The organism is Streptomyces sp. ALI-76-A (assembly GCF_030287445.1).
Classification (GTDB): domain Bacteria; phylum Actinomycetota; class Actinomycetes; order Streptomycetales; family Streptomycetaceae; genus Streptomyces.
Map to the genome: position 1 here is coordinate 5,361,066 of NZ_JASVWB010000002.1, position 13,229 is coordinate 5,374,294.

At 71.8% G+C, this 13,229-nt stretch carries 9 protein-coding genes; 6 read left to right on the plus strand and 3 right to left on the minus strand.

Features of this window, described 5'->3' with window-relative positions; translation table 11 throughout:
* The first annotated feature begins 158 nt into the window (after nucleotides 1-158).
* The 4 genes from QQS16_RS25155 to QQS16_RS25170 all read left to right on the plus strand — a co-directional run bounded on the left by QQS16_RS25155 (nucleotide 159) and on the right by QQS16_RS25170 (nucleotide 4,727).
* Nucleotides 159-770 (plus strand): response regulator transcription factor, encoded by a 612-nt coding sequence (locus QQS16_RS25155; RefSeq protein ID WP_003948568.1) that lies wholly within the window; start codon nucleotides 159-161, stop codon nucleotides 768-770.
* A 475-nt stretch (nucleotides 771-1,245) separates the two neighbouring features.
* A complete protein-coding gene (locus QQS16_RS25160) occupies nucleotides 1,246-1,833 on the plus strand; it encodes a sigma-70 family RNA polymerase sigma factor (RefSeq protein ID WP_286064117.1) in 588 nt (195 codons plus the stop codon).
* Between the two features lie 147 nt (nucleotides 1,834-1,980).
* The gene (gene guaB / locus QQS16_RS25165; RefSeq protein ID WP_286064118.1) at nucleotides 1,981-3,486 is read left to right on the plus strand and encodes an IMP dehydrogenase; all 1,506 of its coding nucleotides are present in this window, start codon (nucleotides 1,981-1,983) and stop codon (nucleotides 3,484-3,486) included.
* A gap of 116 nt (nucleotides 3,487-3,602) precedes the next feature.
* Nucleotides 3,603-4,727 (plus strand): GuaB3 family IMP dehydrogenase-related protein, encoded by a 1,125-nt coding sequence (locus QQS16_RS25170; RefSeq protein WP_286064119.1) that lies wholly within the window; start codon nucleotides 3,603-3,605, stop codon nucleotides 4,725-4,727.
* A 94-nt stretch (nucleotides 4,728-4,821) separates the two neighbouring features.
* On the opposite strand, the gene QQS16_RS25175 is transcribed toward QQS16_RS25170, so the two are convergent.
* On the minus strand, nucleotides 4,822-5,388 hold the full coding sequence (locus QQS16_RS25175; RefSeq protein WP_286064120.1) for a hypothetical protein: 567 nt from the start codon (nucleotides 5,386-5,388) through the stop codon (nucleotides 4,822-4,824).
* A gap of 146 nt (nucleotides 5,389-5,534) precedes the next feature.
* Complete coding sequence (locus QQS16_RS25180; protein ID WP_286064121.1) at nucleotides 5,535-6,746, minus strand: nucleotide sugar dehydrogenase; 1,212 nt, start codon at nucleotides 6,744-6,746, stop codon at nucleotides 5,535-5,537.
* Between the two features lie 291 nt (nucleotides 6,747-7,037).
* On the opposite strand from QQS16_RS25180, the gene QQS16_RS25185 reads away from it, so the two are divergent.
* Nucleotides 7,038-8,744 carry a glycerol-3-phosphate dehydrogenase/oxidase gene (locus QQS16_RS25185; RefSeq protein ID WP_286064122.1) on the plus strand — a complete coding sequence of 569 codons (1,707 nt, stop codon included), beginning with the start codon at nucleotides 7,038-7,040 and terminating at the stop codon, nucleotides 8,742-8,744.
* Nucleotides 8,745-9,190: 446 nt separating this feature from the next.
* Here the strand turns inward: QQS16_RS25185 and QQS16_RS25190 are convergent, their stop codons facing one another.
* Nucleotides 9,191-10,234, minus strand: a complete 1,044-nt coding sequence (locus QQS16_RS25190) for a serine hydrolase domain-containing protein (RefSeq protein WP_286064123.1) — start codon at nucleotides 10,232-10,234, stop codon at nucleotides 9,191-9,193.
* A gap of 569 nt (nucleotides 10,235-10,803) precedes the next feature.
* Here QQS16_RS25190 and QQS16_RS25195 point away from each other — a divergent pair.
* Nucleotides 10,804-13,044: a serine/threonine-protein kinase gene (locus QQS16_RS25195; RefSeq protein WP_286066443.1), complete on the plus strand. Its 2,241-nt coding sequence runs from the start codon at nucleotides 10,804-10,806 to the stop codon at nucleotides 13,042-13,044.
* The last annotated feature ends 185 nt before the right edge of the window (nucleotides 13,045-13,229 follow it).

A 13,229-nucleotide genomic window follows, 5' to 3' on the forward strand; every position in this document is an offset into this window, starting at 1 on the left:
CGGCCCCGTAACTCTTTCGAGTGACCGTCGTTGAGAGTGCGGAGGCGGTTGGAAACACAAGCGCTCGGGCAGGCGTCCGAGACGGTCGACCGCACAGGTGACGATTTCGTACCAGCCTGGAGGCTCAAGGTGACGTGCATCAGCTGCGGAGGACGGTCATGACATCCGTCCTCGTCTGCGACGACTCCCCGCTTGCCCGAGAGGCGCTCCGCCGCGCGGTCGCGACCGTGCCCGGCGTCGAGCGCGTGACGACCGCGGCCAACGGCGAGGAAGTCCTCCGCCGCTGGGGCGCCGACCGTTCGGACCTGATTCTGATGGACGTACGCATGCCCGGACTGGGCGGCGTCGAGACCGTCCGGCGGCTGCTGTCCGCCGACCCGGGGGCGCGCATCATCATGCTCACCGTCGCCGAGGACCTCGACGGCGTGGCCCTCGCGGTCGCCGCCGGCGCCCGCGGCTACCTGCACAAGGACGCCTCCCGCGCGGAACTGCGGGCGACCGTCACGCAGGCGCTCGCCGACCCGACCTGGCGGCTGGCTCCCCGTCGGCTGCGCTCCGCCGAGATGGGCGCCGCGCCCACGCTCACCGCGCGTGAGATCCAGGTCCTCGAAGGCATGAGCCACGGCCGCTCCAACGCGGAGATCGGCCGTGAGCTGTTCCTCTCCGAGGACACCGTCAAGACACACGCCCGGCGGCTGTTCAAGAAGCTGGGCGCCTCGGACCGGGCCCACGCCGTGGCGCTCGGTTTCCGGTGGGGCCTGGTGCGCTGAGCGGGGGCGCGTGGGCCGAAGCGGGGATACGGGCATCCCCGTCCGCCACGAGGCGGGCGGGGCCGGGACAGCCGGGGGAAGGTGGGGCGCGCCCCCGCACCGCCCGGCGCGCGCTCGCCGCACCGGTTGCAGATCCCGGTCGTTGCCCCGCCACTCCCGGCTCCGCCGGAGCGCGGGGACTCCCGTCGAGGGCCGCTGCCCGGCCCGCCGGGAGCATGTGCCGGCTGCGGCGCCGGACGCCGGGGCCGTACCCGTACCTCCCCGGAGGCGCTCGGTGAAAGGGCCCGCCGGATGCCCGCTGCTGGTTTCGCCGCGGATGCCGCATCCTTGAGGTGTGGAGTTCCTCGGGGACGAGTCGGACGAGCGGGAGGGGAGGGCGCGAGGAATGAGTTCCGGCGCACCTGCTCATAACGCTTCGGTGCACAACGACCAGCGCGATGCCACGGATCGCACGCCGTCAAGGCACCATGGATCGATGCGCGACGACGAGGCGGGCACGGCCCCGGGGGCGATCGGCGGGCTCGTCCACCGCGCCGTCGACGGGGACGAGCAGGCCACGCACGACCTGCTGGCTCATGTCCACCCCCTGGCCCTGCGCTACTGCCGTACCCGTCTGTCCCGGCTTCCGGGCGACGCCCGGCACTTCGTCGAGGACCTCGCCCAGGAGGTCTGCGTCGCGGTCCTGCTGGCCCTGCCGCGCTACAAGGACACCGGACGTCCGTTCGAGGCGTTCGTCTTCGCCATCGCCGCGCACAAGGTCGCCGACCTCCAGCGGGCGGCGATGCGGCACCCCGGCTCGACGGCCGTCCCCTCGGACGAGATGCCCGAGCGGCCGGACGACTCCCTCGGCCCGGAGGAGCGGGCGCTGCTGAGCAGCGACGCCGAATGGGCCAAGAAACTGCTGGCCAACCTGCCCGAGAACCAGCGCGAGCTGCTGCTGCTGCGGATCGCGGTGGGCTTGACGGCGGAGGAGACGGGGCAGATGTTGGGAATGTCACCCGGTGCGGTCCGTGTGGCCCAGCACCGGGCGCTGAGCAGGCTGCGGGCGCTGGCGGAGCAGTAGGACCCGGTGAACAGGCGCCGCGGCGCTCACGTACGAACATCTGAAGCCCCGGGACGCCCGGAGCGACCCGGAACCGTGGAATTCGGGACCTTCGCTTCCCGTTAGCATGGACATCCGCACCGATCAAGGCCATTTGGGGAAGGTGTCATGACTGCCAACGTCGACGGAGTGCCCGGAAAATTCGCGACGCTCGGGCTGACCTACGACGACGTGCTGCTGCTGCCGGGCCCGTCGGACATGGCGCCCGACGCGATCGACACCGCCTCGTACGTCTCCAAGAACGTGCGGGTCAACATCCCGCTCCTGTCCGCCGCCATGGACAAGGTCACCGAGTCGCGCATGGCCATCGCGATGGCCCGCCAGGGCGGCGTCGGTGTGCTGCACCGCAACCTGTCCATCGAGGACCAGGCCAACCAGGTCGACCTGGTGAAGCGCTCCGAGTCGGGCATGGTCGCCGATCCGATCACGATCCACCCGGACGCCACGCTCGGCGAGGCCGACGCGCTGTGCGCCAAGTTCCGCATCAGCGGCGTTCCGGTCACCGACGGCGAGAAGAAGCTGCTCGGCATCGTCACCAACCGCGACATGGCCTTCGAGACGGACCGCTCCCGCCGGGTGCGCGAGGTCATGACGCCGATGCCGTTGGTCACCGGCAAGGTCGGCATCTCCGGCGCGGAAGCCATGGAGCTGCTGCGCAAGCACAAGATCGAGAAGCTTCCGCTGGTCGACGACGCGGGCGCCCTCAAGGGCCTGATCACCGTCAAGGACTTCGTCAAGGCGGAGAAGTACCCGCACGCCGCGAAGGACGGCGAGGGCCGGCTCCTCGTCGGCGCCGCGGTCGGCGTGGCCGGTGACGCCTTCGAGCGCGCCCAGGCCCTGATCGAGGCGGGCGTCGACTTCATCGTCGTCGACACCGCGCACGGTCACTCCCGGCTGGTCGGCGACATGGTCGCCAAGATCAAGTCGAACGCCCTGGGCGTCGACGTGATCGGCGGCAACATCGCGACACGCGAGGGCGCCCAGGCGCTCATCGACGCCGGTGTGGACGGCATCAAGGTCGGTGTCGGCCCCGGTTCCATCTGTACGACGCGGGTGGTCGCCGGCATCGGCGTCCCGCAGGTGACGGCCATCTACGAGGCCTCGCTCGCCGCCAAGGAGGCCGGCATCCCGGTCATCGGCGACGGCGGTCTGCAGTACTCCGGCGACATCGCCAAGGCCCTGGTCGCGGGCGCCGACACGGTGATGCTCGGCTCGCTGCTCGCGGGCTGCGAGGAGTCCCCGGGCGAGCTGATGTTCATCAACGGCAAGCAGTTCAAGTCGTACCGCGGCATGGGCTCCCTCGGTGCCATGCAGTCCCGCGGCGACCGCAAGTCCTTCTCCAAGGACCGCTACTTCCAGGAGGGCGTCGCCTCCGACGAGCAGCTGGTCCCCGAGGGCATCGAGGGCCAGGTGCCCTACCGCGGTCCGCTCTCCTCGGTCGTCCACCAGCTGGTCGGCGGCCTGCGCCAGTCCATGTTCTACGTCGGCGGCCGGACGGTCCCGGAGCTGCAGGCAGGTGGCCGCTTCGTGCGGATCACCTCGGCGGGTCTCAAGGAGAGCCACCCGCACGACATCCAGATGACGGTCGAGGCGCCGAACTACAGCCGTAAGTGACGCGCACGCGCGCGTGCAGTGCGCCGAGGGCGGTCCCGCAGCATCCGGGGCCGCCCTTGTCGTACCCGTCGGCGATACTGGAAGACGCTGAAACGCATCAGGGAAAGGCCACACACGTGACTGAGATCGAGATCGGGCGCGGCAAGCGCGGCCGCCGGGCGTACGCCTTCGACGACATCGCCGTCGTCCCCAGCCGCCGTACGCGGGACCCGAAGGAGGTCTCGATCGCCTGGCAGATCGACGCCTACCGTTTCGAGCTGCCGTTCCTGGCCGCTCCCATGGACTCGGTCGTCTCCCCGGCCACCGCGATCCGCATCGGCGAGCTCGGCGGTCTCGGGGTGCTGAACCTCGAAGGCCTGTGGACACGGCACGAGGACCCGCAGCCGCTGCTGGACGAGATCGTCGGCCTGCCGGTCGAGGCCGCGACCCGCCGCCTCCAGGAGATCTACGCCGCTCCCATCAAGGAGGAACTGATCGGGCAGCGCCTCAAGGAGGTGCGTGACTCGGGCGTCGTCACCGCCGCCGCGCTCTCCCCGCAGCGCACCGCCGAGTTCTCCAAGGTGGTCGTGGACGCGGGCGTGGACATCTTCGTCATCCGCGGCACCACGGTCTCGGCGGAGCACGTCTCCGGTTCGCACGAGCCGCTGAACCTGAAGCAGTTCATCTACGAGCTCGACGTCCCGGTGATCGTCGGCGGCTGTGCCACGTACACCGCGGCCCTGCACCTGATGCGCACCGGCGCGGCGGGCGTCCTGGTCGGCTTCGGCGGCGGCGCGGCGCACACCACGCGCAACGTGCTGGGCATCCAGGTACCGATGGCCACCGCGGTCGCCGACGTGGCCGCGGCCCGCCGCGACTACATGGACGAGTCCGGCGGCCGGTACGTGCACGTGATCGCGGACGGCGGCGTCGGCTGGTCCGGCGACCTGCCCAAGGCGATCGCCTGCGGTGCGGACGCGGTGATGATGGGCTCCCCGCTCGCGCGCGCGACCGACGCGCCGGGCCGGGGCCACCACTGGGGCATGGAGGCCGTCAACGAGGAGCTGCCGCGCGGCAAGAAGGTCGACCTCGGCACGGTCGGCACCATCGAGGAGGTGCTCGCGGGCCCGTCCCACACCCCGGACGGCTCGATGAACTTCTTCGGCGCCCTGCGCCGCGCCATGGCCACCACCGGCTACAGCGAGCTCAAGGAGTTCCAGCGCGTCGAGGTGACCGTCGCGGACTCCGTGCACCGGCGCTAGTTGGACGGTACGACGCGGAGGGGCCGCCCACCTGACGGTGGGCGGCCCCTTCCCGGTACGTACCCGGCGCAGCGGGCACGCGGCGGGCACGTGCTTACGCGGCGGCCTTCTTGGCGCCGGAGAACGCGGCGAACGCGCCGATGCCGAGGAACAGGAAGGTCATCACGTCGGCCTCCTCGCTCCAGCTCTTGGTCACCAGGTCGAAGTAGTCCGTGAGGATGGTCGTCACGGACATGCCGCTGTCGTCGGCGCCGATCATCGCGATGCCGAGGAGCTGGCCCGCGTAGACGGCTCCCAGGGACAGGGCCGCGCTCACCACGGGCAACACCGGGTGGGAGCCGCCGAGCTTGCCCGCGGCGAAGCCGATGAGGAAGCCGACGCCGACGGCCGCGTAGCCGATCTCGTACTCGGTGGCGCCGACGATGGCGCCGTAGATGCCGGCCGTCACCAGGGCGGCGACGACGGCGACGACCAGGCCGAGAGCGACGTTGCTGCCGGCCTGGGCGGGCGGCGCCGGGGCGAACGGTGCCGGGGGAGGGGGCACGGCGCCCGGGTGCTGGGCGTACGGATTGCCGCCGTCGGTGGGCTGCGGCGCGGCGCCGGGCTGCTGGGCGTACGGGTTGCCCTCGGCGGGCTGCGGCGGTGGCGTTGACTGAGCCATGACAGAAATCCCCCCACGTCCCTCGCGGGACCGGTGACGAGCGGTGTGGTGTGCGCACGAACGTGCGACGGAACCCGCGCACGCATGTGCGACGAGTCGCCGAAGAGTAGCAGGCACCCCTGCCCGGTTCACCCGGAAATTCGCCCTCAGATCCGGTGGGCCGCCCCGGTCGGCGTGGCCCCTCGCGTGTCCAGCAGCAGCTGGGCCTTCACCGACAGGCCCTGGAGGTCGTACGTGCGGTGCTGCTGGAGCAGGATCGTCAGATCGGCGTCCGCGGCGGCCTCGTAGAGCGAGTCCGCGCGCGGGACCGGGCGGTCCAGGACGCTCCAGGACGGGACGTGCGGGTCGTGGTAGCTGACGGCGGCGCCCAGCTCCATCAGCCGGACGGCGATCTCCTGGGCGGGGGTGGCCTGCTGGTCGGCGAGGTCGGGCTTGTAGGTGACGCCGAGCAGCAGGACGCGGGCGCCGCGCGCCGACTTGCCGTGCTCGTTGAGGAGGGTCGCGGCGCGCTGGATGACGTACCGGGGCATCTGACTGTTGACCTGCTGGGCCAGTTCCACCATGCGCAGGGTACGGCCGGAGCCGCTGCCGGCCAGGTCCTGGGGGACGGTGTGGCCGCCGACGCCGGGACCGGGGCGGAAGGCCTGGAAGCCGAACGGCTTGGTCTCGGCGCAGCGGATGACGTCCCACAGGTCGACGCCCAGGTCGTGGCAGAGGACCGCCATCTCGTTGACGAGGGCGATGTTGACGTGGCGGTAGTTGCTCTCCAGGAGCTGCACGGTCTCCGCCTCGCGCGGTCCACGCGCGCGTACCACCTTGTCGGTGAGACGGCCGTAGAAGGCGGCGGCCGACTCGGTGCAGGCGGGGGTGAGCCCGCCGATCACCTTGGGTGTGTTGGCGGGCGTGAAGTCGCGGTTGCCGGGGTCGACCCGGCTGGGCGAGTAGGCGAGGTGGAAGTCGCGGCCCGCGCGCAGTCCGGAACCCTCCTCGAGCAGTGGACGCAGGAAGTCCTCCGTCGTCCCCGGCCGCACGGGTGACTCCAGGATCACCGTGGTGTGCGGGCGCAGGTGTGCGGCCAGGGTGCGGGCGGCCGTCTCCACCTGGCTCAGGTCCAGTCCGCCGTCCGCGGCCCGTGGGGTGGGGGCGCAGATGACGGCGGTGCGCACCCGGCCGAGTCCGGCGGGGCCGGTGGCGTGCCGGAAGCCCCCCGAGAGCATCCGGCGCAGTTCGGCGGGGCTGAGGGAGCCGGGCTCGGGTCCGGTCGGGTAGCCCAGGGTGGCGATGCCGGCGGCGACGGCGGCCTGGGCCAGGGGCAGTCCGTAGGGGCCGAGTCCGATCACGGCGAGATCTGCGGGCATGACGTGGGCCGTCCTTCCCAGTAACCGAAGCGGGACAGGTGCGCAAGCCCGGTGGACAGGATGGGCGAGCGCAATGTCAGACTAGGAGTAAATATGACCGTTATGCGGGATTGGTTCCGTGTGTCTTCTGGTCGGTCCGTGCGGGTGCGACCGGCACTCCGTGAAGGTTGTCCACAGGCTCGGGCCCGTGGTGGCTGAACTTGGGCAAGCCGGTCAGAATTTGGGCATGGGGGATACGGACCGGGCCACTCCTCACGGGTGACACCGGCACGACCGACAGCGGAGGCAGTGGTGAGGACAGCGACACTGGGACCGGCGCAACGCGCCGAGTCACTCGCATCAATGGCCGAGCGTGAACTGGACGTGCTGGTGGTGGGAGCGGGCGTGGTCGGCGCGGGCACCGCCCTCGACGCCGTCACGAGAGGCCTGTCCACGGGCCTGGTCGAGGCGCGTGACTGGGCGTCCGGCACCTCCAGCAGGTCCAGCAAACTGATCCACGGCGGCCTGCGCTATCTGGAGATGCTCGACTTCGCGCTCGTCCGGGAGGCGCTGAAGGAACGCGGCCTGCTGCTGGAGCGGCTCGCGCCGCACCTGGTGAAGCCGGTGCCGTTCCTGTACCCGCTCCAGCACAAGGGCTGGGAGCGCCTGTACGCCGGCTCGGGCGTCGCGCTCTACGACGCGATGTCGATGGCCCGCGGGCACGGCCGGGGCCTGCCCGTGCACCGTCACCTGAGCCGCCGGCACGCCCTGCGGGTGGCGCCCGCGCTGAAGAAGGACGCGCTGGTGGGCGCGTTGCAGTACTACGACGCCCAGATGGACGACGCCCGCTTCGTGACCACGCTGGTGCGCACGGCGGCGGCGTACGGGGCCAGGACCGCCAACCGCGCGCGGGTGACCGGCTTCCTGCGCGAGGGCGAGCGGGTCGTCGGCGCCCGGGTGCAGGACGTCGACGCGGGCGGGGAGTACGAGATCCGCGCCAAGCAGGTCGTGAACGCGACAGGCGTGTGGACCGACGACACCCAGGCGATGGTGGGGGAGCGCGGCCAGTTCCACGTCCGGGCCTCCAAGGGCATCCACCTGGTCGTCCCGAAGGACCGCATCCACTCGTCGACCGGGCTGATCCTGCGCACCGAGAAGTCCGTGCTGTTCGTCATCCCGTGGGGCCGGCACTGGATCGTCGGTACGACCGACACCGACTGGGACCTCGACAAGGCGCACCCGGCCGCCTCCAGCGCCGACATCGACTACCTGCTGGAACACGTGAACTCGGTCCTCGCGGTCCCGCTGACCAGGGACGACGTCCAGGGCGTGTACGCGGGGCTGCGACCGTTGCTGGCCGGCGAGTCGGACGCCACCAGCAAGCTGTCGCGCGAGCACACCGTGGCCCATCCGGTGCCTGGGCTCGTCGTGGTGGCGGGCGGCAAGTACACGACGTACCGGGTGATGGCCAAGGACGCGGTGGACGAGGCCGTGCACGGCCTGGACATGCGGGTCGCGGAGTGCGTCACGGAGGACGTCCCGCTGATCGGCGCCGAGGGATACCGGGCGCTGTGGAACGCGCGGGCCCGGATCGCCGCCCGCACCGGGCTTCACGTGGTGCGTGTGGAGCACCTGCTGAACCGGTACGGCGTGATGGCGGAGGAGGTCCTCGGCCTGGTCGCCGTGGACAGCTCGCTGGGCGATCCCCTGCAGGGCTCCGAGGACTACCTGCGCGCCGAGGTGGTGTACGCCGCCTCCCACGAGGGCGCGCGGCACCTCGACGACGTGCTGACCCGGCGCACCCGCATCTCCATCGAGACCTTCGACCGGGGCACCCGCTGCGCCCGTGAGGCCGCCGAACTGATGGCACCGGTGCTCGGCTGGGACAAGGACCAGATCGAGCGCGAGGTCGAGCACTACGAGAAGCGGGTGGAGGCGGAACGGGAGTCGCAGCGGCAGCCCGACGACCTGACGGCGGACGCGGCGAGGCTGGGGGCGCCGGACATCGCGTCGTTCTGAGTCCTGGCGGGGCTGGCGAGAGGCGTGGGGCGGCTGAGTGTGGAGGGGGCTGCCTAATGTCGTGGGGCGGGCGAGCGTAGGGGACGGCTGAGCGTCGTGGGGCGGCCGAGTGTGCGGGGTTCCGGCGAGGGGCGTGGGGTGGCTGAGTGCGGGGCGGCTGAATGTGGTGGGGCGGCTGAGCGTCATGGGCGGCTGAGAGTGGGGCCGCGAATGGGCTGGGGCGGTCGGTCGAGGGTCGGGGGCGGCTGAGTGTCGTGGGGCCGCTGACGGTGGCGTGGCCCCGAACGGGCTGGGACGTGCCGAGGGTCGTGTGGCGGCTGAGCGCGGCGGGGCCCGCCGGATGTCGCGGGGCCGCCGAGCGTGATGGGGCGGCTGAACGGCTGGGTCGGCTGATGTCACTCGAACGGGTGTCGTGAGTCGGGATCTTCGTTCGGGAGCGGGTCGTTCTACGAGGTGCGGGGGCAGAACTCGGCGGCGAGCAGCGCCGGTTCGAGGCCGGGATCTGTGACCGCGTCCGTGTTCACCCGGAAGGTGAGGACACGACGACCGTCGACGGTGGCAGCGGTGCGCACGTAGCTGCCGGAGATCCGGCCGTTGTGCCCCCACACCGTGGTGCCGCACGGCAGCGTCACCGGGAACAGCCCCATGCCGTACGAGCCGTGTGCGGCGCGGGTGTCCAGCATCTCGCGCAGCCAGTGCGAGGGCAGGAGGCGTCCGCCGAGCAGGGCCGCGTAGAAGCGGTCCAGGTCGGCGAGCGTGGTCACCAGCTCACCCGCGGCTCCGGCCACCCGCGGGTCGAGCCGGGTGACATCGGTTCCGTCGGCGGCGTAGGCGGGGCCGTTCGGGGCGGGCAGGGCGGTACGGGATCCAGGGAAGGAGGTGCCCGTCAGACCCAGCGGAGCGATGACGCGGCGTCCGGCCTCGGTGGCGTACGAGTGGCCGGTGACCTGCTCGACGACCAGGCCGAGCAGCACGTAGTTGGTGTTGGAGTACGAGAAGCGGCCCGGGCGGTCAGGGGGGTGGGTGAGCGCGATGTCTACGGCCTGAACAGGGGTGACGGGTGTGAGGCCCCCGGTGTCCGCGGTGAAGTCGTACAGGCCGCTGGTGTGGGTGAGCAGGGCGCGCAGGGTCAGCGCGCGGCCGTCGTTGCCCGCTCCGCGCACCAGGCCGGGCAGATGCCGCTCCACGCTGTCGGACAACTCCAGCCGGTGCTCGGCGGCCAGTTGCAGGACGACCGTGGCGAGGAAGGTCTTGGTGACGCTGCCGGCCCGGAAGTGATCGGCGCGGGCGATGCCGTGGCCCGCCCGGGCGTACCGGGTACCGGTTTCCTCGCGGGCCAGTAGGGCCGCGGCGGGGGCACCACCCTGGCTGACCAGCAGCGGGAGGACCGCGTCGGAGGGCGGGACAGCGGGCGCCGAGGAGGCGGCCGGCGTCAGGACGAGGAGGGCCAGGGACACGGGCAGGACCAGCAGTGTCCGAAGCCGTGGCATCGCGAGGGCCCTCCCTTGTCGGGGCCCATCATGCAGGGGCGCGGAGGAGGGGGTGCGGGGGCCCCGGGAGTTACGGCTTTCGGGAGGAGTGGTCCCGGGAGCCATGGGCTTCGGGGGGTGGTGGTTGCGGGAGTTGTGGCTCTGGGAGCGGTGGTCCGTGGGGCCGCGGCTACGGAAGCGCTGGTGGTCTCCAGAGTTGTGGCTCGGCAGTGGTCTGGAGTCGCGGCTCCGGGGCAGTCGTCCTGGGTACGGTCCTGGGCGGGATGGTCCGGGCCGGATCATCCAGGGCGAGATGGTCCAGGGGATGACGGTCCGGGGGATGACGGTCCCGGGAATGACGGTCCGGGGAACGGCGGTTGGGCTGTCGCTCCCGGAGGTGGTGGTCCCCGGTGTGACGGCCTGGGAATGACGGCCCGGCGGATGGGGTGAGGCCGGGGCGGTAGGTCCGGGAGGGGGATGTCACGGGCCGCGCGACGGGCCCGGCGACCCCAGGGGCACCCTGGGCGTCGGGCACTTGTCGGGTGAGGGACAATGGAGGCTCTGTCAGGGCGGGTTGCATGAGGGGACGCATGTCGGAGGCGGAGCGGGCGGGGACATCCCGTCAGGACACTCGTCAGGACAACAGCGAGCGTCTTCTCGCCGGGCGGTACCGGTTGGGAGGGGTGCTCGGCCGCGGTGGCATGGGCACGGTGTGGCGTGCCGAGGACGAGACCCTGGGCCGCACGGTCGCCGTCAAGGAGCTGCGGTTCCCGACCAATATCGACGAGGAGGAGAAGCGCCGCCTGATCACGCGCACGCTGCGTGAGGCCAAGGCGATCGCGCGGATCCGCAACAACAGCGCGGTGACGGTCTTCGACGTGGTCGAAGAGGACGACCGGCCGTGGATCGTGATGGAGCTGGTCGAGGGCAAGTCGCTCGCCGAGGTCATCCGGGAGGACGGCCTCCTCGAACCCAAGCGCGCGGCCGAAGTGGGCCTGGCGATCCTCGACGTGCTGCGGTCCGCGCACCGCGAGGGCATCCTGCACCGCGACGTGAAGCCGTCGAACGTGCTGATCTCCGAGGACGGCCGGGTCGTGCTCACCGACTTCGGTATCGCCCAGGTGGAGGGCGACCCGTCGATCACCTCGACCGGCATGCTCGTCGGCGCGCCCTCCTACATCTCGCCGGAGCGGGCACGCGGGCACAAGCCGGGTCCGGCGGCCGACCTGTGGTCGCTGGGCGGGCTGCTGTACGCGTCGGTCGAGGGTGTGCCGCCGTACGACAAGGGGTCGGCCATAGCGACGCTGACCGCGGTGATGACCGAGCCGCTGGAGGATCCGAAGAACGCCGGTCCGCTGAAGGACGTCATCTACGGCCTGCTCTCCAAGGACCCCGCCAAGCGGCTCGACGACGCGGGCGCGCGGGCGATGCTCAACGCCGTGATCCGCGCCCCGGAGCCGGCGCTGGACGCGACGAAGGTGGTGCCGCTGCCGCCGCAGCCCGACGAGCGTGCGGGCAGGACGAGTTCGGCGAGCGGCGCCGGGGGCAGGCGGGGCGAGGAGGCCGGCGAGCGGTTCCGCGGGGCACTGCGTTCCGTGCGGAAGGCCGCCGGGGCGGCGGGAGCGGCGGCGACGTCCGCCGGGGCGGGCCGCGGCAAGTCCGATGGCGGTACGGGTGGTTCCGGAACTGGCGCCGGAGCGGGGGACGGGGCCGGGTCCCGGCCCGCTTCCGGGGCCGGGTCCGGCCTTGCGGCCGGGGCGGGGCTCGGCGGGGGTGCCGTGGCTTCGGGGACGGAGAGTGGCGCGGGGGCCTCGGGCTTCCGTAGCGGTACCGGTGACGGGATCGGTGGCTCGGGCGATGGTGGCGCGTCCTCCTCGGGTTCGGGGACGGCCGCGTCGAGTGGGGCCAGGGGCGGGTCCGCGGGAGGGTCCGCGTCGGGTTCGGTGCCCGGGCCTCGGGGTGGGAGTGCGCAGGGGGCGAACGGCGCGGCCGAGAACCGGAGTTCCGGATGGCCCGTGATGACGCCCCCGGACCTGCCGCCGCGGCCCGTGCCCAGGGCGCCGCTCACCGACGTGGTGCCGCGCAGGACCCTGCTGATCATCGCGGTGGTGGTGGCGCTCGCGGTGATCGGTACCGTGCTGGCGCTCACCTTCGGCGGTGACGACGGTACGGACGGGGCCAAGGGCGGCGGTGCCAAGGTGACGGCCAGTGCGACCGGGAGCGCCGACACCAAGGAGGACGAGGGCGGCGGTACCCGTGCGGACGGCTCGGCGACCGGGTCCGCGACGGCGAGTGACCGGGCCACGGCGAGCGGCAAGGAGAGCGCGTCGGCCGAGAGCGGTGCCGGGTCGAACGGTTCCTCAGGTTCCTCAGGGTCCTCGGGTTCGTCCGGGGGCGGCGCGGCGGCCTCCACGCATCAGGGAACTCAGGGTTACTCGATCGGGCTGCCCGAGGGGTGGAAGTACCAGTCGACGAGTGCCGCGGGAGACCGGTTCACCGGGCCCGACGGGCAGAAGCTGCTCGTGGGCTGGACCTCCACACCGAAGAGCGACCCGGTGGCGGACTGGCAGAACCAGGAAAGCTCCATGACGCGCTCCCAGTACGACAGGATCCGAATAGAGAAGGTGGACTACCGCGGCTGGAACACGGCCGACTGGGAGTTCACCTATGTGGAGGGCGGAATACAGTACCGGGTGATCGACCGGGGGTTCGTGGTCAACGGCCAACTGGGGTATGGGCTGATGTACACGGCGAAGGCCGCGAACTGGGGCAGTGAGCTGCGGAAGACCACCTGGCAGACGCTGGCGGACACCTTCCGGCCCAAGTCGTGAGGGGGCGCGCGCTGATCGATCCCTTGTTCGATCCGGGGTTTGGCGCGTGAGATCTGCGATCCCCTCTTTGCGGGTTGCCTCCGGCACGTATCGTGAGTGCTTGCGGACCGTACGCGGCCAGGTACCGGTACAGAACGGGCCGTGAGGCGAACGGAATTGACCAGCCGGGCGGCCGGGGGAGGCAA